25 protein-coding genes and 1 other annotated feature are annotated in these 26,048 nt (G+C 40.4%); of the genes, 4 read left to right on the top strand and 21 right to left on the bottom strand.

Annotated features, from left to right (window positions below):
- Positions 1 to 243 precede the first annotated feature (243 nt).
- A complete protein-coding gene (gene gndA / locus TI10_RS11170) occupies positions 244 to 1,650 on the top strand; it encodes an NADP-dependent phosphogluconate dehydrogenase (RefSeq protein WP_049583434.1) in 1,407 nt (468 codons plus the stop codon).
- A gap of 181 nt (positions 1,651 to 1,831) precedes the next feature.
- Here gndA and TI10_RS11165 read toward each other — a convergent pair whose 3' ends face one another.
- The 3 genes from TI10_RS11165 to TI10_RS11155 form a co-directional block, all read right to left on the bottom strand.
- Positions 1,832 to 2,461 (bottom strand): beta/gamma crystallin domain-containing protein, encoded by a 630-nt coding sequence (locus tag TI10_RS11165; protein ID WP_049583433.1) that lies wholly within the window; start codon positions 2,459 to 2,461, stop codon positions 1,832 to 1,834.
- A 737-nt stretch (positions 2,462 to 3,198) separates the two neighbouring features.
- Positions 3,199 to 3,819 (bottom strand): beta/gamma crystallin domain-containing protein, encoded by a 621-nt coding sequence (locus TI10_RS11160; RefSeq protein ID WP_049583432.1) that lies wholly within the window; start codon positions 3,817 to 3,819, stop codon positions 3,199 to 3,201.
- A gap of 575 nt (positions 3,820 to 4,394) precedes the next feature.
- A complete protein-coding gene (locus tag TI10_RS11155; protein WP_049583431.1) occupies positions 4,395 to 4,886 on the bottom strand; it encodes a YbaK/prolyl-tRNA synthetase associated domain-containing protein in 492 nt (163 codons plus the stop codon).
- 297 nt (positions 4,887 to 5,183) lie between these two features.
- Between TI10_RS11155 and yiaY the strand changes: the two genes are divergently transcribed.
- Entirely contained in the window at positions 5,184 to 6,335 is a 1,152-nt protein-coding gene (gene yiaY / locus TI10_RS11150) for an L-threonine dehydrogenase (protein ID WP_139180526.1), read from the top strand.
- 367 nt (positions 6,336 to 6,702) lie between these two features.
- Here the strand turns inward: yiaY and TI10_RS11145 are convergent, their stop codons facing one another.
- The 15 genes from TI10_RS11145 to hisL form a co-directional block, all read right to left on the bottom strand.
- Positions 6,703 to 7,584, bottom strand: coding sequence for a DMT family transporter (locus tag TI10_RS11145; RefSeq protein WP_049583429.1), 882 nt, complete (start codon positions 7,582 to 7,584; stop codon positions 6,703 to 6,705).
- A 99-nt stretch (positions 7,585 to 7,683) separates the two neighbouring features.
- Positions 7,684 to 7,830, bottom strand: coding sequence for a hypothetical protein (locus tag TI10_RS25005; protein ID WP_155416476.1), 147 nt, complete (start codon positions 7,828 to 7,830; stop codon positions 7,684 to 7,686).
- Positions 7,831 to 7,912: 82 nt separating this feature from the next.
- On the bottom strand, positions 7,913 to 8,779 hold the full coding sequence (locus TI10_RS11140; protein ID WP_175445343.1) for a 2OG-Fe(II)-dependent halogenase WelO5 family protein: 867 nt from the start codon (positions 8,777 to 8,779) through the stop codon (positions 7,913 to 7,915).
- A gap of 62 nt (positions 8,780 to 8,841) precedes the next feature.
- Entirely contained in the window at positions 8,842 to 9,786 is a 945-nt protein-coding gene (locus tag TI10_RS11135) for a fatty acid desaturase family protein (protein WP_049583428.1), read from the bottom strand.
- 10 nt (positions 9,787 to 9,796) lie between these two features.
- Positions 9,797 to 10,159 (bottom strand): hypothetical protein, encoded by a 363-nt coding sequence (locus TI10_RS11130; RefSeq protein WP_244161575.1) that lies wholly within the window; start codon positions 10,157 to 10,159, stop codon positions 9,797 to 9,799.
- A gap of 427 nt (positions 10,160 to 10,586) precedes the next feature.
- Positions 10,587 to 12,224, bottom strand: a complete 1,638-nt coding sequence (locus tag TI10_RS11125) for a bifunctional metallophosphatase/5'-nucleotidase (RefSeq protein WP_049583427.1) — start codon at positions 12,222 to 12,224, stop codon at positions 10,587 to 10,589.
- Positions 12,225 to 13,284: 1,060 nt separating this feature from the next.
- The gene (gene hisIE, locus TI10_RS11120) at positions 13,285 to 13,890 is read right to left on the bottom strand and encodes a bifunctional phosphoribosyl-AMP cyclohydrolase/phosphoribosyl-ATP diphosphatase HisIE (protein WP_049583426.1); all 606 of its coding nucleotides are present in this window, start codon (positions 13,888 to 13,890) and stop codon (positions 13,285 to 13,287) included.
- On the bottom strand, positions 13,884 to 14,660 hold the full coding sequence (hisF, locus tag TI10_RS11115; protein WP_049583425.1) for an imidazole glycerol phosphate synthase subunit HisF: 777 nt from the start codon (positions 14,658 to 14,660) through the stop codon (positions 13,884 to 13,886). Before hisF ends, hisIE begins: the two co-directional genes overlap by 7 nt.
- Positions 14,642 to 15,379, bottom strand: a complete 738-nt coding sequence (hisA, locus tag TI10_RS11110; protein WP_049583424.1) for a 1-(5-phosphoribosyl)-5-[(5-phosphoribosylamino)methylideneamino]imidazole-4-carboxamide isomerase — start codon at positions 15,377 to 15,379, stop codon at positions 14,642 to 14,644. The genes hisF and hisA overlap by 19 nt, the downstream gene beginning before the upstream one ends.
- A gap of 5 nt (positions 15,380 to 15,384) precedes the next feature.
- Positions 15,385 to 15,990, bottom strand: a complete 606-nt coding sequence (hisH, locus tag TI10_RS11105; RefSeq protein WP_049583422.1) for an imidazole glycerol phosphate synthase subunit HisH — start codon at positions 15,988 to 15,990, stop codon at positions 15,385 to 15,387.
- A complete protein-coding gene (gene hisB / locus TI10_RS11100; protein WP_049583421.1) occupies positions 15,990 to 17,057 on the bottom strand; it encodes a bifunctional histidinol-phosphatase/imidazoleglycerol-phosphate dehydratase HisB in 1,068 nt (355 codons plus the stop codon). The genes hisH and hisB overlap by 1 nt, the downstream gene beginning before the upstream one ends.
- A complete protein-coding gene (gene hisC, locus TI10_RS11095; RefSeq protein ID WP_049583420.1) occupies positions 17,057 to 18,172 on the bottom strand; it encodes a histidinol-phosphate transaminase in 1,116 nt (371 codons plus the stop codon). The genes hisB and hisC overlap by 1 nt, the downstream gene beginning before the upstream one ends.
- 3 nt (positions 18,173 to 18,175) lie before the next feature.
- Positions 18,176 to 19,492, bottom strand: coding sequence for a histidinol dehydrogenase (gene hisD / locus TI10_RS11090; RefSeq protein WP_049583419.1), 1,317 nt, complete (start codon positions 19,490 to 19,492; stop codon positions 18,176 to 18,178).
- Positions 19,493 to 19,498: 6 nt separating this feature from the next.
- Positions 19,499 to 20,398, bottom strand: a complete 900-nt coding sequence (hisG, locus tag TI10_RS11085; protein WP_049583418.1) for an ATP phosphoribosyltransferase — start codon at positions 20,396 to 20,398, stop codon at positions 19,499 to 19,501.
- Positions 20,399 to 20,424: 26 nt separating this feature from the next.
- Positions 20,425 to 20,548, bottom strand: a sequence feature (His leader region).
- Complete coding sequence (gene hisL / locus TI10_RS26635; RefSeq protein WP_109791964.1) at positions 20,524 to 20,571, bottom strand: his operon leader peptide; 48 nt, start codon at positions 20,569 to 20,571, stop codon at positions 20,524 to 20,526. (Overlaps the previous feature by 25 nt.)
- Positions 20,572 to 20,853: 282 nt before the next feature.
- Here hisL and TI10_RS11080 point away from each other — a divergent pair, with 282 nt between their 5' ends.
- Positions 20,854 to 21,681, top strand: a complete 828-nt coding sequence (locus TI10_RS11080; RefSeq protein WP_049583417.1) for an SDR family oxidoreductase — start codon at positions 20,854 to 20,856, stop codon at positions 21,679 to 21,681.
- Positions 21,682 to 21,687: 6 nt separating this feature from the next.
- Here TI10_RS11080 and TI10_RS11075 read toward each other — a convergent pair whose 3' ends face one another.
- Complete coding sequence (locus TI10_RS11075) at positions 21,688 to 22,308, bottom strand: glutathione S-transferase family protein (protein ID WP_049583416.1); 621 nt, start codon at positions 22,306 to 22,308, stop codon at positions 21,688 to 21,690.
- 185 nt (positions 22,309 to 22,493) lie between these two features.
- Between TI10_RS11075 and TI10_RS11070 the strand changes: the two genes are divergently transcribed.
- Entirely contained in the window at positions 22,494 to 23,699 is a 1,206-nt protein-coding gene (locus TI10_RS11070; RefSeq protein WP_162202264.1) for a serine hydrolase, read from the top strand.
- Positions 23,700 to 23,791: 92 nt separating this feature from the next.
- Here TI10_RS11070 and TI10_RS11065 read toward each other — a convergent pair whose 3' ends face one another.
- Both TI10_RS11065 and TI10_RS11060 read right to left on the bottom strand, forming a co-directional pair.
- Complete coding sequence (locus TI10_RS11065; protein ID WP_049583414.1) at positions 23,792 to 24,649, bottom strand: hypothetical protein; 858 nt, start codon at positions 24,647 to 24,649, stop codon at positions 23,792 to 23,794.
- Positions 24,650 to 25,350: 701 nt separating this feature from the next.
- Positions 25,351 to 25,689, bottom strand: coding sequence for a hypothetical protein (locus TI10_RS11060; RefSeq protein ID WP_049583413.1), 339 nt, complete (start codon positions 25,687 to 25,689; stop codon positions 25,351 to 25,353).
- Positions 25,690 to 26,048: the final 359 nt, after the last annotated feature.

Below are 26,048 nucleotides of genomic sequence, written 5' to 3'. Positions count from 1 at the left end.
AGTTTTTTTTACCTTTTAATATGACGGCTCATGCCGAATAATGAATAATGGGCATTGACTCATCAAATTTCAATAGTTGATTTTTCATATGAGGAAGTTTTTTCCAAAAAATGAGGTGTAGCAGTATCGATGGCGCCAATAACTATCCAATAGGACTCATCCTGAGTTAACATGTGATCACATTAACAAATTGCGCACTAATTATTAATGGTGAGCAAAATTATCATCAGACAGGAGTTATTCATGTCCAAGCAGCAGATTGGTGTTGTCGGTATGGCGGTGATGGGGCGTAACCTGGCATTAAATATTGAGAGCCGTGGTTATTCCGTATCTATATTTAACCGTTCAAGTGATAAAACTGACGAAGTGATCGCCGAAAATCCGGGGAAGAAATTAGTTCCAAGTTACACTATCGAAGAATTTGTCGATTCACTGGAAAAACCGCGTCGCATTCTGCTAATGGTTAAGGCTGGCGAAGCAACTGATAAAACTATTGCTTCACTGGCTCCACATCTGGATAAAGGTGATATTTTGATTGATGGGGGTAATACCTATTTTCAGGATACTATCCGTCGTAATCGAGAGCTTTCTGCCCAGGGTTTTAATTTTATTGGCACCGGGGTTTCCGGTGGTGAAGAAGGGGCATTGAAAGGACCATCTATTATGCCTGGCGGCCAGAAAGAGGCATATGAATTGGTTGCGCCAATTCTGCAAGAGATTGCGGCTAAAGCGGAAGGTGAACCTTGTGTGGCCTATATTGGACCGGATGGCGCCGGCCATTATGTGAAAATGGTTCACAATGGCATTGAATACGGTGATATGCAGCTCATTGCTGAAGCCTATTCTTTATTGAAGAATGCCCTAAATCTGAGCAATGAAGAATTGTCTGAAATTTTCACTGACTGGAATAATGGCGAGTTGAGCAGCTATTTGATTGAAATCACGGCTGATATTTTCCGTAAGAAAGATGAAACAGGCCAATATTTGGTTGATGTGATTTTGGATGAAGCAGCAAATAAAGGTACGGGTAAGTGGACCAGCCAGAGCTCTCTGGATTTAGGTATTCCAGTGACGTTGATCACAGAATCGGTATTTGCACGTTATATTTCTTCTCTAAAAGATCAACGAGTTGCTGCGGCTAAAGTGTTGAGCGGGCCGGAAGCACAGCCATTTAAAGGTGATAAGGCTGAATTTATTGAGAAAGTTCGCCGTGCGCTTTATTTGGGTAAAATTGTCTCTTATGCTCAGGGTTTTCAGCAATTGAAAGCGGCGTCTGATGAGTACCAATGGGATCTCAATTACGGTGAGATTGCTGGGATTTTCCGCGCGGGTTGTATTATTCGCGCTCAATTCCTGCAAAAAATTACTGACGCATATAACGAAAATGCGGATATTGCTAACCTACTGCTAGCGCCTTACTTTAAGAAAATTGCTGATGAATATCAGCAAGCGCTGCGTGATGTCGTGTCGTATGGGGTGCAGAATGGTATCCCAACCCCCACGTTCTCTGCTGCTATTTCTTACTACGATAGTTATCGTTCTGCTGTATTGCCCGCTAATTTAATTCAGGCTCAACGTGATTATTTTGGCGCTCATACCTATAAGCGTACTGATAAAGAAGGTATTTTCCATACTGAATGGATGGAGTAAGCCCGATTATTATCGATTGACCAGGAGCGTGGAGAGGCCATATTAGATGTAATGCGGTCTCAGTTTCCGTGATCGTCTGGGATACGCTGTTGCGGTTTTTTAACAAATATACCGCAACGGCGTAGCTTAAATTTCAGAATATGATTTATCTGAGAGTGATGATTGTCACATTAATCCCGGATTAAGCAATAGGATCAGTACTGGTAATGTGAAAATCAAAACGATTATTTCCTACATGGACCAATTTCAAGTTCTTAGGGAAATTGAGTCCTTCATCAATAGTTGCAATGCCAATAGCATCATAAGAAAAATAGAATGACCCGTTACCAATATATTCTCCGGTGTTGACGTTTCTTACATAAATTGAAGTGACTATCTCTTTCTGTACCAATAGTTCATTAACGACAATATAGTTATCATCTGTTGTGGCGTTAACGTCGATTGTTTCTTGTTCTTCTCCATTAAATATCTTAACGGTCATGGAGAATTTTGTATCTGAATGAGTATCATCGATAACTCTTAGTGCAACCAGTTTTGTATCTTTCTGCATAATTCTGAATTTAGATAACCCTCTAATTTCTCTATCGATATCTGGATTATCGACTACCCATTCATAATATTTGCTTTCTGGATCGTTATAATGGCGCCACGCATGGACTTTTGATAATTTACCGATTTTTACTGAACGGAATTTATCGTTAAGGTTGGAAGGGAGAGAGATAATTTTATCGAGCTCTGGGTAATCATGTGATTTACCCTGATAGTTTTTCTCTTCAAAAAACGTGACGCCTGTAATTAATTCTTTTATCATTTTTTTACTCCTTAAAGTTAATGTAAGTAAATATATAGGTTGCCAAGAAAAAATGTTTCTGTTAATAAACTCCTATGTAATGCTTTGCTGGAAGTATGCCTGGTTGTATTAATGCGATATATCCAGTCAAAAAAGGAATAATATTCGATAGGTTAATATTAAAATTAGCATAAAAATGCGTAAAGTAAAGCTGTTTAAAAAGTACCGAATAATATCCTTATAATTATATAAATATAGCCAAACTAACTGCTTGAAATATGAAAATTTGATACTTTTAGTGAGTATTGTATATTAAGCTTAGTATTCAATTTAATTGTGAATATTTTTCATGTTTAGTATTTTTAATAGGTGTTATAAGATTGATTTTTATTAATAATATTATGAAAATATCTAGAATAGGATGTGTAATAATATAGTTGTTGTGTTTTATATAATTTTTAGGATTAATCGTTAGGGAAGTGTTTATCTCAAAGTAAATAGCTTGTGACCATTATTGCTAGTGGATCTCAATTTAATATTTTTTTAAATTAAAAAACTGTTTGATTTTTTAGTTATAAATTTTATGAAAAAAAGATTCATAATAGTGAATGGCTAATTAATTGTTAAAAAATTATTGTCTTGGTAGAAATGAATACACCGTTGCGGTTTCTAATGATATTCCGCAACGGTGCTGCTTAAATTTTCAGAACGTAGCCTGTCTGAAAACGACGGTTAATTATCGTTACATTATGACCGGATTAGTTAGAAAATTCGGTACTGATAATATGAATATCAAAACGATTGCCACCTACATTAACTATTCTGAGATTTTTAGGGAAGTTAGCTTTCTCATCAATAGTAACAATACCATTTGCATCACGATAGAAATAGAATGATCCGTTATTAATATATACTCCAGTACTGGTATTTCTTATTGCAATGGCAGTGACTAACTCTGTCTCAAATGGCAGTATACCAACTAGCGCATAATCATCATCAGTTGTTGTTTCAACTGGACCCACGCAATGTGTATTCGTGAACATTGAGAATTTAATACCTGAATAAGTATCATCAATAAGTCTTAATGCAACCAGGCAGGTATCTTTTGGCGCCACTTTAAACTTAGATAATCCTCTAATTTCTCTATCAATATCTGGATGATCATATTCCCATTCACGATAGCGTTGACCGGGTTCACAATCGGTCTGATGACGCCATGCATAAACTTTTGATAATGTTCCAATTCTTACTGAGCGGAATCTATCGTTAAGATCATAAGGCAATGGAATAATAATATCATTTTCTGGATAATGGTGCGCTTCACCCAGAAAGTATTTTCTATCGAAAAAAGTTGCACCTGTAATTAACTTATCAGTCATATTTCTCTATTCCTTAAACTTTATTTTGAAAAAACGTCATCTTTCTTTTTGAAAGCGATATGAGAATACAGTGAGTGTGGAGTCTTGTATTTAATAAAATATAATGAATAGGCATATTAAATTGTTGCAAATATAACATTAATATAATTGACATGTCATTTTATGCTGATATTTGAAATAAAGATTCTGAAATTAAAAATAATTGAAAATTCCTATCAACAAACACCTTTATTGGGGTAGGGAATTATCCCCTAATGTAATTGATAATTTCTTGTATATGACTCAATAGTGAATAATTAGATATTCATGGTATTTGATAATTATACCTCTCTATTTAATGTTTACATGATGTAGCAATAATAATTTTATCTAGTGATATAAATTTATGGAGGCGGGATAGTTACCACCTTAAATGAATATGTTTAATAATAATGCAGAATTATTCCCGTAAATTCTTATCGATAGTGAAACGAACTTTTAGGATTAGAAGGGAAATGGGAAAAAAACAGTTCAGTAGTCTGAAATAGCCTACTTTTATAGGCTATTTTGACAAAGATCATTTTTCGCAATGATATTTATTCTATCCGACGAAAAATTACTAATTCAGGTTGTGCAATTCGGAAATAATCTTGAGTGTTAAGAATCACTGAGCGTTCAAGGCTGCCGGCATTGAACGCCAATTCATCAAAACGTTCAAACAATAGAGGGTCTGCAACCAGTTTCAGGGCTGGATGGAAACTGAAAGGTGGAATAGCGCCAAACACACATTGAGTCAGCTCAAAAACTTCTTTGGGGCTTGCTAGTGAGGCGCGGCTGCCGCCGATCTGTTTTGCCAGTAAAGAGAGGTCTGCTTGTTGATCCGCTGGCAGTACAGCGAGTACATATTGGCGAAATCCTTCTCCCTTAACATGGCAAATTAATCCTTTTGCTCCTTGTCCAAGTTGTGTACCACGAATTTTTGCAACCTCTTCAGAACGTCCGGCGGTTGGATGTTCCATTATCCGATAGCTGGCATGATGATTATCCAGTAATGCGGTCAGGCGGTTAAATATTTCGTTAGAGGACAAAATAAACTCCTAAGTAAAAATTTGGTGAATTGATATATTAATCTTCTCGATTATTGTATTTATTATATTGCCAATTGCATATATTACCAATAGGGAAAATTATCAAATATCTATTTTAATAAGCATCATATAACTCTACCGATGTATATATTTATATTTTTTGAATTATGTGGTTTAAATAGAACTATTATGTATATTTGTTGCAATAGAATGATCTGTAGTTCCATTAGGTGATTTTTAAATTTTAATTTTTATATATTTTCATTATAAAACTATTTTAATATTAAGGAACTATCAATAATGACTACAAATTTTTTTATGCCGTCAGTAAATATGCTTGGTGTGGGCTGTCTGGTTGAAGCAGTAAATGCAATGAAAAGTGATGGTTACAAGCGGGCACTGATTGTGACTGATCGTGTTTTAAATGAAATTGGAACAGTAGCGAAAGTTCAATCTTTATTATCTGATGTTGATATTGAGAGTACAGTTTATGATGGTACTAATCCGAATCCGACGACAGTTAATGTTGAAGAAGGTTTGGATATGCTGCATCAGCATAATAGCGATTGTGTTATTTCCTTAGGTGGCGGTTCGCCGCATGATTGTGCAAAAGCCATCGTATTGGTCGCGGCTAATGGGGGAGATATCCGGGATTATGTAGGTATTGGTTGTTCATCTAAACCGCATTTGCCATTAATCTCTATCAATACGACTGCGGGTACTGCGTCAGAAATGTCACGTTTCTGCGTCATTACTGATACAGAATGTCACATTAAAATGGCCATTGCTGATAAGAAAATAACACCTGTTTTGTCTGTGAATGATCCAGAATTAATGGTGGGCATGCCGAAAAGTTTAACCGCAGCGACTGGAATGGATGCAATGACGCATGCGGTTGAAGCTTACCTCTCTAAAATGTCCAATCCAATAACCGATGCTTGCGCACTGAAAGCGATCACGATGATTAGTCATTCTTTACGCCAGGCAGTCGCAGATGGGAACAATATAGAAGCACGTGAAAACATGGCCTATGCACAATTCTTGGCGGGTATGGCGTTTAATAATGCATTACTGGGATATGTTCATGCCATGTCTCACCAATTGGGTGGTACTTATAATTTGCCGCATGGGGTATGTAATGCCATTTTGTTGCCACACGTTCAAGAGTTCAATGCCAAAGCGGTTGCGGGTCGTTTGAAAGATATTGCCGCGGCGATGGGGATAGATGTCAGCGCTATGAATGATCAGCAAGGAGCTGCGGCATGTGTTGCTGAAATTCGTAACTTATTAAAAGATATTGGTATTCCGTCGGGTTTAGCGGAATTGAATGTCAAACTGGAAGATTTACCCATGTTGGCAACTAATGCTTTGAAAGATATATGTTGTTTGACTAATCCCGTTGAGGCTACCCATGAAGAAATTGTTGCAATCTTTAAAGCGGCCATGTGATTTGTTAGCTCTCATTTTATTCATGTAAATACCTATGCCTAATTGGGCGAGGAGCAGTCATTAAAAGGCGACGTGGATGTCTGCGTCGCCTGATAGTCGTTTTTCGTACAGAATGTTTATATTGTCAGGCGACCTCGTAGCACGTGAACTGCACTTAAGAAGTACCATCCGGTTACCAGATCGATTTGAATAAGCTATTAATTATTCTTCATTCACATTAATGATGCGATCTTGTTTAGGATAAGCAATGGGAGATTTTTCAGCGAAATTCCAGATTAATAAATTCATGCCGAAAATTATTTTATAACTGATAACGGAATAAAGGATATGGCTGTTACCGGGATAATTTATACCCGGCAACACAACTTTATTTAATGGAAAGAACTATTTTCTTTGTACGAAAGACTAATACAAGTCCTGACAAGATAGCTACCATACCGAGCAGACTGAGAGCCGGTAATGCATTTCCCAAAAATAAATAATCCATTACGGCGGTAACACCAGGAACGAGATAAAATAGACTTGTTACATTCACCAAATTACCACCTTGAATAAGCCGGTAAAGTAATAGTTGAGCGACAACTGAAATCACTAACCCAAGCCATAATAATGAAATAATAAAGCCAGGCGCCAGTTGAAATTCAAAAGGCTGGAAAGGAACAAACAACAAACAAAGCAGTAAACTGACACTATATTGCAGAGGTAAAACCGCAGAAGGAGCTTGATGAATTCGTTTCTGTAAAATCGCGCCAGAACTCATACAAGCTAATGCTGCTAAGGCAAAAGTAATACCCGCAAAGGAAAACCGGGACAACACAAGGCTTTGATACACCACTAATATCAAGCCCAATAACGCTAATAATAAACCCGCTAAACGTACAATCGAAAAACGGCGTTCAATCACCAGCAGTGTGATAATCGGTTGAATTCCCATCACGGTAGCCAGAACGCCAGGTGTGATCCCGTTATCCAAAGCAAAAAAATAACAGATAGAATAGCCGCCAATTAATAAAACACCGGTACCAGCTATCTGTTTGCGTGTCCCATGTACAGGCAGACAATGAGCATTACGCCTGAATAATAATCCCAGAAATATCAAAAAAATAAGCGCAATAGCAAAACGCATCGTGAGAATGGCAAATGCGGTACTGTGATCAAGTCCCCATCGAGAAAAAATCGCACCACTGCTCCACAATAAGACAAAAAGCAAGGTCGAGCTATAAGAGATCCATTGAGTTTTAGAAATCATAGGAATTCATACCTGTTTTACATTTAACGTACCCAAGCCAACGCAGCCAGCTAAATCTGGCAACACGTTGAATGTTAACCATCCCTCAGAGACGACATATTACATGGTTATGGATAATAAAGGAGGTGGAGCAGCAACAGGAGAAACGAAAGCAAAACGCATGCACACATTTGCTTTGGCTAATACCAGCCAGGTAAGCGTAATCAGTGTGCATGCGAGTAATGGCATAATCTGTATCTTTAACATTTACATTAATCATTTTTAAATGTAGATGTATATTCCGCTATGGTCAAATATTTGTGAGCAATTTTCAATATCATGCACACGTCTATGTCCACCAAATAAGATCACCATTTTGCTGTAATCCTATAAAACAGCTCACGAGTAAACGCCGTTCCGGTGAAAAGATAGCATTACCATTCAGTACCGCATGGATTAAATTCCCATTCAGCAATACCAAATCCCCCGCATCAATATTAATCACCATACTTGCATGATCTCCCAATAATTCAGATGGATATGGAAAACCGCTGTAAGTTAAACCAAGGGCACTACGTGATTGATCATCAGGCTGAATATTCCATACTTTTAACTGTCCCCCATTTTGGGGAACGTCAGCGTAAAAATTTACCGCCATGACATGATTAATTTGTTGGATCTCAAAATCACTCTGGCGTGGATCACTCAGTTGTGCAAGATCATCATGAGGTAATAAAAGAAATTCACCGAAGTTATTCCAATACAAAATTTTTGCATTTCCCGCAGCAACACCATGATACATGGCAGGACGAATTGCCTGTGAGTTATTACCACTAAAATGAGTTATTTGTTTAATGAAATGATCCATTGGATTGATTGTATCCTGAAACATCTCATCAATTGCTGAACGAAAATTTTCTGCTTCTTCTATATATTGACGGGTGTCTTTTTCAATATGAGATGCCCCAATAAAATACCCCTCAACACCATCAATACCTCCACCATAACGGGGAATGCGAGCTGGAGAACGCCAAAAATTCTCAATTATTCTCTTTCTTTGTTCTGGTGGAAGAAAATGACGAACCCGACAAGCCGCAAGGTGACCATCCAAAAGGTCATAAACCGCATCCATTGATATATCGTTCGACGTTTCGTATACAATAAATTCTGATTCTGCCAGCTTTGTTCCTTTAATACTGGATTCTTCTTGTATCATAACAGATTCCCCAATAGTAAATTGATCGGGCTATCTATTAAACCTGTTCTGATTAACTAGGATTATTTTTGCCTTATAGCTCTGTGCAGCAGAGATCTACGCCTATGTAAAAAACCTAATATCGCAGGTACCGGACTAATAATCCTCTTCTGAGCAGCGAGCTGGGTTGAATATTTCCTGCGTAAATCAGGTAACAGCTTCCAATGGGTGCCGCCTGAGATATGATGCTCTTGATGATAGCCATCATTAAACATGAATAAATTATAGATACGTCCATAATAGCTCACTGAGTTTGCAAATCTGTTCTCCGGCTGTGCGCCATAATGTTCGTAGTAGTTTTGAATATTAACCAGGACAAAGGCAAAATAGAGAGAGGGTAAATAACAAAATAAAGCCCATTCCCAAGACAGAGTGAATAAGATAATAATCCACCCCGCCTGGAACAATCTATCTAACCTCAATTGCCATAATTCTTTAATTTTACTGGTTCTGGCATTAGAAAGAAGTTTTTCATACCCTTTATCAGCTTTACTAAGTGGTTTATGCCAGATAAATAGAGACCAGCACATACGCACAAAACTATTATAAAAGGTAGATGCTGCTCCAAGGACAGAATAGTACCAAAGAGTACTATGCTCGCCATTTATAAAGGTAGAAGAGGTATCCAAAGGTCCGTTTTCACCTACTCCCCGATCATTATTATATTTGTGGTGATTACGGACATGGGACAGGTGATAAGACTGTACAGACTGCCCAATATTCATTGAATTCAATATCGACACAAACATATTCATTACACGAGAAACGAACCAGGGAGTATGGGTGAAAAAATGCGATATCACTATTATATTGTAAGTTGTCATCAGTGTAAGAAGCACAATGTTGACTAACCACCCCATAATAGTGAAATGATCCCAATACATGACCAGTGTAACCGTGGCTACCGTATGCGAAATACTTAATATAAACATGACTGCATCCCAAGCGGAATATTTCCAGATAGCCATCATTATTCTCCTAGTCAAGATAAGATTGTAAACTTCCGCGCCGCCTTACATTCACTGTTGCACAATGGAAGGAGCCGCCGAAAGAGTTAAAGTTCCTGAAATTACATGGGATCGGAGTAAAGCCCCAACGTTTCATTGCAGCGATCATAGGTTCATCCTGCTTTTCAACAATCACCCGCTTCTCATCCAGCATTAAAATATTCATGTTGATCCATTTACTGGTCATATACAGAGGATGGTTGTCAGGAATAACCGGTTCAGGCGCATGCAGCACATCCCATCCTTTAAACAGCTCAGGAACTTTTAACACCTTTTTCGGGTTAATTAATAGTTTCCCAGGCGACATAGGAACAAATGTGGCATCAATGTGCATAGGATTATCATCATTAAATTTAAAAATGTGAATACGATAATCATCACCTAAATACAGTTAAAAGTTTTATTTTTTCATTGTGAAATATTAAATTACTGCAATAATATTATAATTACACAATGCTTTTATAAACCTAAACTGACGCTATAAATTTACCTGCCTACAATAATAATATATAGACCTTTAAATTTGTAAAGGCATTAGGTTTAAGCACTGTGAAATAGAGCACATGTTATTGCTAGCTACATTATTATTTACTTATAAAACATTACCGTAGATGCAACCTGCTTATTATCTTGACTGTCATTTACTGGAAAAGGGCTGTGGATCGTGATTGCAGGAGAGACAAAATAGACAAAACCGTATGTATTTGTACCTATTTCGTCGGGCGTGATTAATAAAATAACCCAACGAAATAGGTTGTTAATTATTCTTCGTTCACATTAATGATGCGATCTTGTTTAGGATAAGCAATAGGAGATTTTTCAGCGAAATATTTCATTACAGCGTCAACATCTGGCACGCTATATACGGGATCAATACCCTCGTTAAATACAGAGAAGTTATCTCCCCCTGTCGCTAAAAATTCGTTAGCAACCACACGGTATGTTCCATTTAATTCAATAGGTTCACCGTTGATTTTCATTGAGCGGGTAATAACACGATTACCTACAGGTTTGGCGCTATCCCACTGATATTCAAAACTATGAGAAACCGCCAAGATTTGCGAACGTGAACGATCCCATTGCTGTTCCAGCAGACGTTTAATTTGTTCACCCGTTAGTGTCTTGGTTAATAATACATTAGAGAATGGCTGAACAGCGTAGATAGCATTGTAAGTTACTTTACCATTGGTCATGTCAGCACGAATACCGCCGCTGTTTATAAATGCAATTTGGGCGCCGCCACTTTCTTTAGGAGCAGCAGTATACAAATGTGCATCTGCAATTACTTTACCCAGTGAAGATTCACCAGCACGATTAGTTTTCCTATTCAGATTGCTATCTAACTTACCAATGACCTGGTTTGCCAATGGAGCGGCTATTTTCTCATATATATCCAGCATCTTAGTCACTTCTGGATCTTTTTCATATTTACGGTTATCAACCCAAATATTTTCCGCTTTAAAATCCATAATATCCTTAGTGGATTTGTTCAGTTTTAGATCCAGGTTAGTTATTAACGCGCCATTAGCCTGTGCAGAGGTGACTGGCTTACCATTAATCACACAGTTATATGCCTGATGCGTGTGACCAGTAATAACGAAATCAATCTCCTTATCCAATTGATTAACAATATCCAACACTTCACCGGTTAAAGTATTGCAGGCATTCACATCAATCGGTTTGCCATCACTTTTTTGTTCAGCACCTTCATGAATCAGAATGCCTATTGCTTTAACACCTTGTTTTTGTAGCTCAGGTACTAAAGTATTAATGGTTTTAACTTCGTTAGCGAAGCTCAAACCTTCGGTTCCGCTTGGCGTCACGATCTCTGGAGTATTTTCCAGAGTCAGGCCAATGAAAGCCATCGGAATGCCTTCAAATTTTTTAATGATATATGCAGGAAATAGTGTCTTACCCGTTTGATTGACGGTGACATTTGCTGCCAGATACTGAAATTTCGCCCCCGGAAATGGCTTTGGCCCCTGACAGCCAGTCACAGGATGACAGCCGCCATTCTGTTTACGCAGCAGTTCATCCTTACCTTTATCAAACTCATGATTGCCAACAGCAGTTGCTTCCAAACCTACTTTGGATAGCGTTTCAATCGTTGGCTCGTCATGGAACATTGAAGAGAGTAATGGGCTTGCGCCGATCATATCACCAGCGCCAACGACAATATTGTTAGGTTTCTCTTTCTTTAGTTCCTTGATTAGCGTGGACATATGTTCAATGCCGCCGGGTTTGTTGGGATTTGGTGTTTTCAGCGCACCGTGAAAATCATTCATCGCTAAGATACGAACATCAATAGTATCTGCTTTATCATGACCGGGTTTAACGACACATCCGGCTAACAGGGCACTACTAATCGCCAAAAAAATTAATTTGTATTTATTATTCATCTTATTATCTCTTGGTGTTGAGTTCACGTTTTATACCCGTTATCTTTCAAGTTGTCTCTTTGTTGGCTGCGCTCACTCACCCCGGTCACATAGTTATCTATGCTCCCGGGGATTCGCTCCCTTGCCGTCGCGATGCATCTTGAAATCCATAGGGTATAGACAGTCAATCACATCTAATTATTTGCTGTAACAAATGTAATCCTCATCACGATTAATCTGATTTGAACAGACGCAGATTATTGTACTTGGAAATGGCAAAACGTTTACCTAAATCAATAGTGTAAGTTTATTTTTTATAATTAAAGGTATTTGTATTTCCATCATGTAGGTAGTAATTTGCATATATATCACTTTTGATGTTATCCCAGTGCCATTTTATACTAATATCGTACAAATATGTTTTCCAAATAAAATTGGTTTTTCTTGGTCGAAAGTTTTTATATTGGAACAAGTGTTTAGTTCAATTTTTTATTCAGAGTTCAAAGTTAAGATTAATTACCAGAATTCAATTTAAATGATAATTGATTAGATTTATAGGGAGTAACTATGATTAAAAATAGAAAAATTAGGATGAACTATTGTAATATCAATACGACTAAACTATTTATATTTATACCCGTCATCTTTCAAGTTGCCTCTTTGTTGGCTGCACTCACTCACCCCGGTCACATAGTTATCTATGCTCCCGGGGATTCGCTCCCTTGCCGTCGCGATGCATCTTGAAATCCATAGGGTATACTCCAAGTATCCGTTAATTTACCCAAATCAAACGCATAATATAATAGAAATTATCAATTCCACTGGGTAATACAAAATCGCCTCTCAACCCTATACGCTAATCCGTATCAAGGCTTTTCGTTCAAATTCCTATCTTTTTAATTTAATGCAGAATCGATTACCTCCCTACAAACCTATAATGGGTTGCATCTGAAGATAGCTGATTTTCAAATCAACTATTTTCAGACGAAGTTGTTTTTCAATGGTGACGCTGGTGTAAATGGAAAATCAACCGTGTTGATGAGATAAGGATCTGAAATTAATCTGACATCTGACATCTGCCTCATCTTTCCCGTAATCGACGAATAACACAGCTAAGATCCAGCTCTTGATCCTGTAGTAAAACCATCAAATGATACATCAGGTCTGCTGCTTCATTCGTTAGCTCTTCTCTATTATTAACTGCTGCGGCTAAAGCAGTTTCCAACCCTTCTTCACCTACTTTCTGAGCGATTCGTTTAGTACCGCTGGCATATAACTTTGCGGTGTATGAGTTGTCGGGGTCGGCTGTTTTGCGACTTGCCAGCAATTGTTCAAGCTGATAGAGAAATCCCCATTCAGTTTGTGCCGAAGCAAAGCAACTGTGTGTACCAAAATGGCAGGTAGGGCCGATTGGGTCAGCGAGTGCTAACAGAACGTCATTGTCACAATCAGGATAGATGTTGACCAAATTAAGAAAATGGCCGGAGCTTTCACCCTTGGTCCACAGACGTTGTTTACTGCGGGAAAAGAAAGTAATTTTGCCTGAACTGATAGTGACATCCAGTGCTTCTTTATTCATATAGCCCATCATGAGAACATCACCGGATATAGCATGTTGCACAATAACCGGCATCATATAAGCGACTTTTTCCCAATCCAGTTTTTCGATTTGTTGTGCGGTCAGCAAGTTCTTATCTCCACGCCGTGTTGTGAAAGGTACTGTTTTAATTCACCAATATTAATAATCTGTTTATGAAATACAGATGCTGCGAGTGCGCCATCGACATTTGCCTGTTTAAAGGCATCAAGAAAGTGTTCTGGCGCGCCTGCGCCGCCAGAGGCAATGAGAGGAACATGACAAACGTCGCGTACCTGTTTTAGTTGAGTCAGATCGTAGCCATTGCGGACACCATCCTGATTCATCATATTGAGTACGATTTCACCTGCGCCACGTCGTTGCGCTTCTTTTACCCAATTGAGGGTTTGCCATTGGGTGGCTGTTGTGCGTTTTTCGTCACCGGTAAACTGATAAACTTGATAGCGACCCGTACCTTCATCAAACCAAGTGTCAATCCCTACGACAATGCATTGAACGCCATAACGGTCGGCCAGACGGGTAATTAAGGTTGGATCGGCCAGTGCAGGGGAGTTGATAGAGATTTTATCTGCCCCAAATGAGAGAATTTGCCCCGCGTCTTCGACGGTTTTAATCCCTCCGGCAACGCAGAAAGGAATGTCGATTACTTCCGCAACTTTGGCGACCCAACTTTTATCAACTACCCGTCCATCCGATGAGGCAGTAATATCGTAGAAAACCAGTTCATCTGCGCCTTCCTTTGCATAACGTTGAGCGAGCGGCACAATATCACCGATAATTTCGTGATGACGAAATTGAATGCCTTTAACCACTTGCCCGTCACGAACATCAAGGCAAGGAATTATGCGTTTTGCCAGCATTGAATTGCCTCCGTCAGGGTGAATTTCCCATCAAGTAATGCGCGACCAATAATAACCCCGGCTACACCGCTGGCAGGTAGAGAGGCGATATCATTTAACGTGCCGATGCCACCCGACGCCTGAAACGCGATTTGTGGATAGCATTGGCAAATTGCCCGATATAATTCGACATTGGAGCCATTTAGCGTGCCATCGCGGGAGATATCTGTACACAGGACATATTTCAACCCGCAAGGCAGATATTGCTCAATAACCTGTTCCAGAGTGACGGAGGAATTCTCCCGCCAGCCATTGATGGCAACCTGTTTCATGCCTGTATCATTAATGCGGACATCCAGCGCCAGCACAATATTTTCCGCACCATAACGTTTAAACCATTGGGTAACTAGCGCCGGTTGCTTTATGGCGATAGAGCCGATCACTATCCGGTTGGCGCCTGCATCAAGCAATGTTTTCACATCTTCTTCTGTACGGATGCCGCCGCCAACTTGAACAGGTATAGAAACTGCGGCAAGTAATTTGCGTAGTAAAGGAATCTGGCGGGCGGATGGATCTTTAGCGCCGGTCAGATCGACCAGATGAAGCCGTTTTGCTCCCTGTTGTTCATATTGTTGAAAGTGGGACAGAGGATCGTGTTGATAATCCCGTTGCTGAGCATAATCCCCCTGATGTAACCGTACTACTTTGCCATCAATCAAATCTAATGCGGGTATAATCATTGTGCCTACATCTCCAGAAAATTCTTTAATAGTCTGGCTCCGGCAGCACCGGAACGTTCAGGGTGAAACTGCACGCCAAAGAAGTTGTCTTTGGCGATTGCGCTGCTGAAAGTATTGCCATATTCGGTTTGCGCAATGGTGTCGGTATTCAGCGGGATCGCGTAGCTATGGACAAAATAAAAATAGGCATTGTCTTCAATACCACGGAATAGCGGGTGTCCGGCTTTTGGCAGAACTTGATTCCAGCCCATGTGTGGCAATAGCAGTCCATGAGTAGTCATTTTTTGCACGGGAGAATCAATAATTTCGAGTAAGGTGACATTATCACCTGTAACATTATCGCTTTCTTCGCTGGTGGCGGCGAATAGCTGCATGCCAAGGCAAATACCTAACACAGGTTGGCTAAGTACTTTAATTAACGGTATCAGTTCCCGTTGTTGCAATTGATCCATTGCCGCACTGGCAGTGCCGACGCCAGGCAAAAGTAATTTATCTGCTGCCAGAATCGTTGCGGTTTCCTGACTGATTTCAGGTTGATAGCCTAATTTTCGGATGGCATAAGCTACCGATGCCAAATTGGCGCAGCCAGTATCGAGAATGACGACTTTCATCACAAAACCCCTTTGGAACTAGGCAATGTATTGCCTTCTACCCGAATCGCCTGACGTAGTGTTCGGCCAAAGGCTTTAAACAGGCTCTCCGCTCTGTGATGATCGTTGCTGCCTTTCGTTTTCAGATGAAGTGTACAGGCCATTGCATAAGAGAGTGATCGAAAGAAGTGCTCAATCATTTCAGTACTTAAATCACCCACCCGCTGGTGTTTGAATTCAGCTTTATATTCCAGATGAGGGCGACCGGATATATCGAGAGCACAGCGGGCAAGGCATTCATCCATTGGCAACACAAAACCAAAGCGACAGATGCCCCGTTTATCTCCCAAAGCCAGTTTCAATGCTTCCCCCAGTGCCAGACCGGTATCCTCAACAGTGTGATGATCATCAATACAGAGATCGCCTTTAACCTGAACATGCATGCGGAAGCCGCCGTGAGTAGCAATCTGATCCAACATATGGTCAAAAAACCCGACACCGGTATTGATATCGCTGTCGCCTTCATGATCGAGCCAAACGTCAATATTGATGGATGTCTCTTTAGTGATACGTTGAACATGAGCGTGACGGTCTTGACGGGTTAGTCGTTCGCTGATGGTGGACCAGCCAAGGTTTTTCGGATGATAACGTAACCCCTGAATGCCCATATTTTTTGCCAGTTGCAGATCGGTTTCCCGGTCACCAATCACATAGCTGTTAGCGGTATCCATCATGCTTTCTGCCAGATATTTTTCCACCAGTTTTATGTTTGGCTTACGGCAATGACAGTTCTCTTCTGGTTTGTGAGGGCAGATTAAAACTTCATCAAAACGGATGCCTTGAGAATTGAAAATCTGCATCATCAGGTTATGCGGCGGTTCAAACTGTTCTAATGGAAAACTCTCTGTGCCAAGGCCATCCTGATTGGTGATCATAATCAGCTTGAACCCCGATTTTTGCAGGGCAAGCAGAGCAGGAATAACCTCGGTTTCCAGTGCCAGTTTATCCAGACGATCAACCTGAAAATCTGTTGGCGGTTCAGTGATCAGCGTACCATCCCGATCAATAAAAAGGAGTTTCTGGTTCATCAGCTTGTTGTCTCCTTTGGTTGTTCATTTGGTTGTTTATTTACAGTGGAAAGGGTGCTGATGGCTTCAACCACCTGCTCGCATTCTTTACGGCTGCCAATGGTGATCCGCAGGCAACCCTCTAAACCAGGCTGTTTGCGCTGATCGCGCAGGATGATGCCCTGATGCCATAATGTTTTGAAAACAGTTTCTGCGTCATAGAATTTCACCAATATATAGTTGGTTTCACTGGGAAATACCTTTTCAACGATAGCTAACTTATTCAAGGTTTGCTGCAAATAATCGCGGTTCTTCCTGGTCTCAATAACACGTTTTTGCATAATGGCGATGCCTTCTGCTGTTAGTGCTTGTGCTGCAATATCCGCAACGGGAGTAGAAAGCGGGTAAGGCGCGATCACTTTTAACAACAGCGTGATGATATCCACAGAAGCAAGCGTAAATCCACAACGCAAACCAGCTAAAGCAAAAGCTTTCGAGAGGGTTCGCAAAATGACTAAATTTGGATAGTTTTTTAGCCAACTTGCGATACTATTTTCCGGGCAGAATTCAATATAGGCTTCATCGATGGTGACAATGGCGCGGTTGGCGGCCAGTTTCAGGATTTTACGTAATGAATCTGGATTAATTGCGTTTCCTGTTGGGTTATTAGGGCTACAGATATAGATCAATTTTACTCGATCAAGGTTATTTTCGATCGCTTCGATATCCAGTTGCCAATTTTCCAGTGCGGGAATTTTCTTTTGTTCGACACCAAAAGTTTCAGCGCTGACACTGTACATACCATAAGTCGGAGGGCAAAACAGAACCACATCTTGTCCGGGTTCACAAAATACGCGGATTAGAAGTTCAATGGCTTCATCAGCACCACGGCAGGCTAGCACTTGCTCAGGTTGTAAGCCGGCATAGGCTGCATAACGGCAGATAACCGAGGCGGGCTGGCAGTCAGGATAACGGTTTAATGTTTGCCCAGTGTATTGGAAATCAGGTGCTAGTGGGTATTCATTGGCATTCAACCAAACATCGCCATTGCCGCCGAGGCGACGAGCAGACATATAAGGGGTTAATTTGCGGATATTTTCTCGTGCCAACAGCTTGGCGTCAAAAATGTTATTCATAATTTACTCCTTACCGGCAGTGTTCAATGCAGCCACACGTAAAGCGACAGCGTTTTGATGAGCGATCAGTTGTTCTGCTTGCGCCAGTGTTTCAATGGTCTGAGATAAGTTCAGTAGCCCTTGCGGCGTCAGTTGCTGAATCGTCATACGTTTTAGGAAATCTGCCAGACCAAGGCTGGAATAGGTTGAAGTGTAGCCATAAGTGGGTAATACGTGATTGGTTCCTGAGGCGTAATCTCCCGCAGATTCCGGCGACCAGTCGCCGAGGAAAACCGAACCAGCGCTGGTGATTTTTTCAACCAATTGTTCTGGCTGACGGGTTTGGATAATCAGGTGCTCTGGGCCATAGCGGTTGCTGATTTCCACACACTGTTGCAGGCTTGTTGTCACAATAATCCGGCTGTGTGCTAATGCTTTGGCGGCAATTTGATTACGGGGAAGCCGGATAAGCTGTTTTTCGATTTCCGCTATCACTTTTTTGGCCAATACTTCATCAGGTGTAACTAATATCACTTGTGAGTCAGGGCCATGTTCTGCTTGTGAAAGTAAATCGGCAGCCGTAAAGACGGGGTTTGCCTCCGCATCGGCGATAATAAGCAGTTCCGATGGGCCGGCAGGCATATCAATGGCGGCACCATCTACGCGCTGACTAACTTGTCTTTTGGCTTCGGTAACATAAGCGTTGCCTGGGCCAAAAATCTTATCTACTTTGGGTACGGATTCTGTTCCGAATGCCATAGCGGCAATGGCTTGAGCGCCGCCAATCTGGAATATTTCCGTAATTCCACACAGGGTGGCTGCATAGAGAATTTCATTGGCAATCGGCGGTGGGGAGCAAAGTACAACTTTATGACAACCCGCTATTTGAGCAGGTGTTCCGAGCATCAAAACGGTAGAAAGTAATGGTGCGGAACCGCCGGGGATATAGAGTCCGACAGAATCAATAGGCCGTGTTACTTGTTGGCAATGGACTCCCGGTTGGGTTTCTACTTCGATCTTCATAGGCTTCTGCGCTTCGTGGAAAACGCGGATATTATTCATTGCTTGTTGCATTGCCTGTTTAATGTCGTCATTCAGGCTGTTTTCCGCAGCGGCGATCTCTTCCGGCGAAATACGGATATTTTTAATAACCGTTTTGTCGAAACGGCGGCTGAATTCACGCAGAGTGTGATCGCCATACTCTTTTACCGCATGCAGAATTTGCTCCACGGTACGGGAGATTTCTTCGGAAGCCGAAATAGCAGGACGTGTCAGTAAAGCGTTTTGTTGTTCATCATGGCATCCCTGCCAATAGATCAAGGTATCGAAACGGTGAGTCATTTTCGTTTACTCCATCATCTTTTCAATCGGCAACACTAAAATGGAGCTGGCGCCAAGGGATTTAAGTTTCTCCATCGTTTCCCAAAACAGTGTTTCGCTGCTTACCATATGCATGGCAACGCGGTTTTGATCCCCCGCCAGCGGTAGAATCGTTGGACGTTCTGCCCCGGGCAGCAGAGCAATCACTTCTTCGAGTTTTGCACTGGGTGCGTGCAACATGATGTATTTGGATTCACGGGCCTGAATCACCCCTTGAATGCGGGTCAACAGTTTTTCAATCAGTTGCTGTTTATCGGCGGGCATTTCACCATCACGTTGAATAAGACAGGCCTTGGAACGATAGATAATTTCTACTTCCCGCAGACCATTCGCTTCCAGTGTTGCGCCAGTTGAAACCAGATCGCAGATGGCATCGGCCAACCCGGCGCGGGGGGCAACTTCAACCGAGCCATTTAGCAGACAGGATTTAAAGTGGATTTTTTTCTGATCGAGATAACGTTTTAACAGGTGAGGGTAAGAGGTTGCGATACGGGCATTTTGTAAACATTCGACGCCGGTATAGTTGTAGTCTAGAGGCGCGGCCAGTGAAAGGCGGCAGGTGCCGAAATCAAGACGGCGTAAGGTGAAATAACGTGGATCTTCTCCTTGAGCGCGACGGCTTAATAGCTCTTCTTCCAGCACGTTTTCACCGATAATACCCAGATCGACGACGCCATCCATAACCAACCCTGGAATATCGTCATCACGTACCCGCAAGATATCAATGGGCATATTTTCTGCGAATGCAATTAGGCGTTGTTGTTGCAGATTGATTTTGATACCACAGCGAGCCAGTAATTCTCGTGAATCTTCGCTTAATCGGCCTGACTTCTGCATTGCGATACGTAAACGTGATTTATCTAACATTTTTATCCCCACTTAAAATCGGAAACATAAAAAAACCCTCGGAAGGATTCTTCCGAGGGTTTTTATCGCATTCATGCCACCGGAAGACCCGCTAAACGTCTTCCAGCACACAACCGCCTGAAAGACTAATCAGGATGATGATGGTGGTAATGGCTAAATTGAATGCGGATCATAATGGTTTCTCTTTATTTATTGTTGCTATTGGTGACTGTTTGCTGCCGGTTTTTTACTCACTAACCAGCAGAGATTAAATTTTTTGCTCGCTATTCAACCTATACGATTTGATGCTCTAAAAGCAATCTATTTTTTTAACAATAAATTTATATTGTAATAATGTTTTGTTTTTACTTGAAAAATTGTTTTTTATGGGAGAAATACAGTACCAATAATAACAGTGGCTTAATGTTCAAATTGTTTGCATAATCAAAATAATATCAGGCATAGAAGGAGTGGTGATGAAAAAAGTTTCCATTATCGGTCTGGGTTGGTTGGGGATGCCATTAGCTAAGGCGTTGAGTCGTAGTGGTATGCAGGTTGTTGGCAGTAAAACGACGCCGGATGGTGTAGAGGCAGCGCGTATGTCTGGTATCGAATGTTATTTGTTACAACTGGAGCCTCAGATCAATTGCGCGCTTGATGATTTAGAGCAACTGATGGTAGCCGATGTGATGGTCATCACTTTACCGGCAAGCTACACTGCGGGTGGCGGTTATAACTATGTTAGGGCAGTTCAGTTAATTGTCGATACTGCGCTTTCATACTCTGTGCCAAGGATTATTTTCACCAGTTCTACTTCTGTTTATGGTTTTGTGGCTGGCAATCTCAATGAAGATGCGCCTTTTTGCCCTGAAACATCTTCCGCTCAGGCGTTGGTTGAATTAGAGAATTGGTTGCACAAACTGCCCAATATTTCCGTTGATATATTACGTTTAGCTGGTTTGGTAGGCAGTGGTCGTCATGCCGGGCGTTTTCTGGCGGGAAAAAAGGAAGTTAAAGGGGGTAATCAGCCGGTCAATTTAGTTCATCAGGATGATGTTATTTCAGCCATTAATTTGTTAATTCAGCGGACTAAAGGTGGGCATGTTTATAATTTATGCGCGCCTGTTCATCCAACCAAAGCTGAATTTTATCCTAAGGCCAGTAATCAGCTTGATTTAGTTCCACCTGAGTTTTCCAGAGAGGAAACTCAGGTGGGAAGCAGAATTGTTGATGGTAGCCGTATTTGCCAGGAGTTAGGATTTAAATATCAATATCCCGATCCTGGATGGATGCCAATGAGCTGATTTTTTTCAACTTAACTCAATCATGACAATTTCTTTGAACGCTGGTCTTTCTGCCATTAACTGATACCAGCGTTCAATATTTGGCAGAAATGGACGTTTGATTGGAATATTAAGCCAGGGATAAATCATGGGCCCTAAGACAATATCAGCCATGCCGAATTTATCGCCAGAAAGATATTTCTGTTCTGCCAGGATATTATCGAGCACTTTCATTAGTTTTTCGATTTCAGTCAGGGTTTGCTCTATTTGTTTTTGATCCCGTTCTGCTTCCGGTGTGCGAATGAAACCGATCATGAGTTGTCTGATATGGGGAAACAGATGTGAACCAACCCAATCCATCCATTTATCTGCATTTGCTCTTTCTTGTAGATCTTGTGGATAAAGTCCATTTTTACCAAATTTTGCGGCAAGATAACGAACAATGGCGTTAGATTCCCACAAAATAAAATCGCCCTCCTGTAAACAAGGGATTTTTCCATTCGGATTCATTTTCAGATATTGTGGGTCATCCAGTTTGCCAAATTTACCGCCAATATCTACTTGATTATACGGCACATTAAGCTCTTTCAGACACCAGAGCACTTTTTTTACATTGGAAGAGTTTTTACGGCCCCAAATGGTCAGCATGGGCTTCTCCTTGAATCGGGATAAGTAAGAAAGTTTTTTACTTGCTACCAATAATGCTCTATCAGATTAAATGAGAACCAATGATCAGCACAATCTTTACACTGTTTACGTTGGTTTCTTGTCGTACAACATTTTATATTAATAAGAATTTGACATTTTTTCTTATTAAATAAAGGGGAACGATGATGATGAAGAAAAGTCTGGCGATGACGATGAAATGTGTTATTGCGGTGCTGACAGCGGCATCAATGGTAAGTACTCGTGTTTATGCATCGGATGAACCTATCGTTCCACCCGTGGATGCTAGAGCTTATGTGTTAATGGATTATGATAGCGGTAAAATTCTGGCGGCGGGTAATCCCGATGAGCGGCTTGATCCCGCCAGTCTGACAAAAATTATGACCAGCTATGTTGTTGGTCAGGCGATAAAAGCGGGAAAAATCACGTCGGAAGATATGGTTACAGTGGGAAAGGATGCCTGGGCGACGGGTAATCCCATACTGAAAGGTTCTTCTCTCATGTTTCTTAAACCCGGCGACAGGGTAAAAGTGATCGATTTGAATCGTGGCGTTGTTATTCAGTCTGGCAATGATGCCAGCATTGCTTTAGCTGATTATGTGGCGGGTGGTCAGGATGTATTTGTTAGTTTGATGAATAATTATGCAAAAGCGCTTGGGTTGACTAACACCCATTTTCGCACGGTTCATGGATTGGATGCTGAAGGCCAGTTCAGTACTGCTCGTGATATGGCGATATTGAGTCAGGCCATGATCCGTGATGTTCCTGATGAGTATGCCCTGCATAAAGAGAAAACATTCACTTTTAATAGAATCCAACAGCCTAACCGTAATCGATTGTTGTGGAATAAGAATATGAATGTTGATGGTGTGAAAACAGGATATACCAGCGGCGCCGGTTATAACCTGGTTGCTTCAGCGACAGAGGGACCTATGCGGCTGATTTCTGTTGTGTTAGGCGCGCCAAGTGATCGGGTTCGTTTCGCCGAAAGTGAAAAATTACTTGCATGGGGACTCCGTTTTTATGAAACAGTGACGCCCATTAAAGCTAGCGAACCGTTTGTTTCAGAAAAGGTTTGGTATGGCGATCGTTCAGATGTTGCTCTTGGCGTGGAAAAAGATGCGGCGATCACCATTCCTCGTGGGCAGCTCAAAAATTTGAAAGCCAGTTACACGTTAAATCAGATGCCATTGACAGCGCCTTTGGCGAAAAATCAGGTTGTCGGTGTGATTAATTTCCAATTGGGGGACAAGGTGGTTGAACAACGTCCTTTGGTGGTTAAAGAGGCGGTGGAGGAAGGTGGCTTTTTCAGTCGTATGTGGGATTTGATTGTGATGAAAGTGGGTGGTTGGTTTAAGGCGATTTTTGGTTGATTTGACGTTAACATGTGCTTTGTGTGGAAGATTAGGTGGGATTATATTCTCCCTAATCTAGGGCGCGGCATTTTGCCGCGCACGTTTTACACTTATTTTTTTCCATCTAGAGAGCAACGTTTGCTACTTTTTTTTACCGCAGATCCGTTATACCGGCCTTTGAATAACAAGACACCATCAGGTTTATCTTGCCAGTAAGCCCATAATTCGACCTCAGTTCTAATATGATGCCCAATATTTTCGTAACGAATGTGTGTAGGTGATAAACCTCGATAACTGCGGGTTGACGTTCCTTCATATCGAAGTTCATAGCTATTAGCGAATCCTGTTAAATCGCCACTTCTGAATAGAATACAGGTTGCTACGTCATGAAATTCTACCCATCCATTAAGCGGTTTATTTTCACCTTCAGTTTCTATTTCAAAAACAATGACATTTTTGCCAGTTTCAGTTTTACCAAATACCATCAGCTTTCCATCTTCAATGGGGCGTAATAAGGATATTGAATTCCTTTCTGGATCTGTAATCAAACCACCATATTCAACTCCATTGACACTGGCTGTGTAGTTGGAAAAACGACTAACGTTGCCTCCGCCGAAAATAACAAGAGGTTCCTGAGGATTTGAAACATCAAGTTCACCGGCAAAAGGTCGGGTAGCATCACCGTCAGAAAAAATCTTTTCACTTTCTCCACTGCCAATAGCACCATATATTTCTATTTTACTGTTCCAGGCAACTTCATCTTTTGCTATAGGAACGATAATGAGGTTCTCAGAAACTAAGATTGGTGGAGATTGGTAAGTAATCCCCTCAAAAATAACATCGTAAACATCAAAAAATTCAACACTGCCCTCAACAAATTTGACGGCTCTATGCCATGCTCCATCGTAGAAATGATCTGTTGCATAACCTGAGGATGGCTTTTTAATACGTTGGCTTTCTTCTGACATTTGATCACCTATTAGAAGAGAAATGAGTGAGAGAAAAATATACCCGTTATCTTTCAAGTTGCCTCTTTGTTGGCTGCACTCACTCACCCCGGTCACATAGTTATCTATGCTCCCGGGGATTCGCTCCCTTGCCGTCGCGATGCATCTTGAAATCCATAGGGTATAGATATTCAAGTATTAAAAATAGTAGTAAGTGTTATTGATATTTGTCAAGAAAATGGGTTTTTACTATTTTATAGGTAATATTAGGTAGGGAATTAATTCTAAAAAATTAAAATATAAACATTTAGAAATAGATTTAATACAATTGTTTTAATATGTTTTTATTGGGTGTATTAAATGTATGATCAATGGATTTATTAGGATTAATTTTAGTTCTATTATTGTCTTTTTATTACTCTTGTAGGTTTTTGTTTTCTATTTTAAATGATTTTTAAATTAATTTTATATAGATTAATGACATTAAAATAGCATTATTGAAATAAGATACTATTTATTAATTATCGTGAATTTAAAGTGGTGTTATTAGAACAGGCAGAACCTTGAGATTAAGATTCTGCCTGGATATGGGAATCTCTGGTAGAAAATACTTTTGGCTTTTACCCAATATCAGCTTCGTTCTACCAGAGAAATACTACACTTAATTTCTATTGCAACAATAAGGAATTAGGTGCAGCTATTTAGCAATTTATGACTTTATATTAAGAAGCCAACAGAGTTGCGTTGTAGATATAATTGTAACCACCAGGAGAAACCGCTGATGAAGAAGTTATATTTACACGTTTGTTATTACTACAAGCGTTCAGAAGAAGATGATACAGTGCTGCGCCTCTGTAGTCCTGTGCATTCCACCATAACAGATAGTTAAATTTGCCGTTAGGGAATTGCATGGTTACAGTCACTTGCAATTGGTTTTGATCGGGAGCAGCCTGAACTGAAGTTACTGTACCAACAGCGAAATAATAATTAGGAGTTGGAGAAGTTTGGTCAGGTTTATTTTCTGTTACCACTTCATTAGAAGTAGGACTTACATAGTTCATCGTGTTAACCTTTTAATTTAATGTAATTGAAAAATAGAATTTTTTACCAAAGTGTGCAGAGCAGTAATTTGCCTGCCGAAGAAATATAAGATAATTGGTAATTGTAATCCATATTAAAAGTTTATCTGTGTTATATAATTATTGATGCTGTTGAAATGTTGCTAATAATATATTTCCCCTAAATGGTTATAATAATCAAAGGCATCACTCTAATCAAAAAATAATATTGATATTTATTTCGTGTCGTTGGAATGGAAAAATTAACAATCTGTTCCAATGGGAATTATTTATGCAGGATATTCTTATTAATAGAGTGTGGGTAAGAAAGAGGCCTTAAGCATTGGAACGTATAGGCAGTA

It is taken from the genome of Photorhabdus luminescens subsp. luminescens, from assembly GCF_001083805.1.
In the GTDB taxonomy this organism is placed as follows: Bacteria; Pseudomonadota; Gammaproteobacteria; order Enterobacterales; family Enterobacteriaceae; genus Photorhabdus; species Photorhabdus luminescens.
Note: the sequence above shows the minus strand (reverse complement) of the source record. Positions and strands in the feature narration are given on the sequence as shown.

Bases quoted from the DNA above. Each gene is read 5' to 3' on its own strand.
- TI10_RS11070 (WP_162202264.1), top strand. From the start codon at position 22,494: ATGATGAAGAAAAGTCTGGCGATGACGATGAAATGTGTTATTGCGGTG.
- TI10_RS11160 (WP_049583432.1), bottom strand. From the start codon at position 3,819: ATGACTGATAAGTTAATTACAGGTGCAACTTTTTTCGATAGAAAATAC.
- hisC (WP_049583420.1), bottom strand. From the start codon at position 18,172: ATGAATAACATTTTTGACGCCAAGCTGTTGGCACGAGAAAATATCCGC.
- hisD (WP_049583419.1), bottom strand. From the start codon at position 19,492: ATGACTCACCGTTTCGATACCTTGATCTATTGGCAGGGATGCCATGAT.
- hisF (WP_049583425.1), bottom strand. From the start codon at position 14,660: ATGCTGGCAAAACGCATAATTCCTTGCCTTGATGTTCGTGACGGGCAA.
- TI10_RS11165 (WP_049583433.1), bottom strand. From the start codon at position 2,461: ATGATAAAAGAATTAATTACAGGCGTCACGTTTTTTGAAGAGAAAAAC.
- TI10_RS11140 (WP_175445343.1), bottom strand. From the start codon at position 8,779: ATGATACAAGAAGAATCCAGTATTAAAGGAACAAAGCTGGCAGAATCA.
- TI10_RS11145 (WP_049583429.1), bottom strand. From the start codon at position 7,584: ATGATTTCTAAAACTCAATGGATCTCTTATAGCTCGACCTTGCTTTTT.
- TI10_RS11060 (WP_049583413.1), bottom strand. From the start codon at position 25,689: ATGAACTATGTAAGTCCTACTTCTAATGAAGTGGTAACAGAAAATAAA.
- hisH (WP_049583422.1), bottom strand. From the start codon at position 15,990: ATGAAAGTCGTCATTCTCGATACTGGCTGCGCCAATTTGGCATCGGTA.
- TI10_RS11125 (WP_049583427.1), bottom strand. From the start codon at position 12,224: ATGAATAATAAATACAAATTAATTTTTTTGGCGATTAGTAGTGCCCTG.
- TI10_RS11080 (WP_049583417.1), top strand. From the start codon at position 20,854: ATGAAAAAAGTTTCCATTATCGGTCTGGGTTGGTTGGGGATGCCATTA.
- TI10_RS11130 (WP_244161575.1), bottom strand. From the start codon at position 10,159: ATGCACATTGATGCCACATTTGTTCCTATGTCGCCTGGGAAACTATTA.
- hisB (WP_049583421.1), bottom strand. From the start codon at position 17,057: ATGAACCAGAAACTCCTTTTTATTGATCGGGATGGTACGCTGATCACT.
- gndA (WP_049583434.1), top strand. From the start codon at position 244: ATGTCCAAGCAGCAGATTGGTGTTGTCGGTATGGCGGTGATGGGGCGT.
- TI10_RS11135 (WP_049583428.1), bottom strand. From the start codon at position 9,786: ATGGCTATCTGGAAATATTCCGCTTGGGATGCAGTCATGTTTATATTA.
- TI10_RS11065 (WP_049583414.1), bottom strand. From the start codon at position 24,649: ATGTCAGAAGAAAGCCAACGTATTAAAAAGCCATCCTCAGGTTATGCA.
- TI10_RS25005 (WP_155416476.1), bottom strand. From the start codon at position 7,830: ATGTTAAAGATACAGATTATGCCATTACTCGCATGCACACTGATTACG.
- hisA (WP_049583424.1), bottom strand. From the start codon at position 15,379: ATGATTATACCCGCATTAGATTTGATTGATGGCAAAGTAGTACGGTTA.
- TI10_RS11075 (WP_049583416.1), bottom strand. From the start codon at position 22,308: ATGCTGACCATTTGGGGCCGTAAAAACTCTTCCAATGTAAAAAAAGTG.
- hisG (WP_049583418.1), bottom strand. From the start codon at position 20,398: ATGTTAGATAAATCACGTTTACGTATCGCAATGCAGAAGTCAGGCCGA.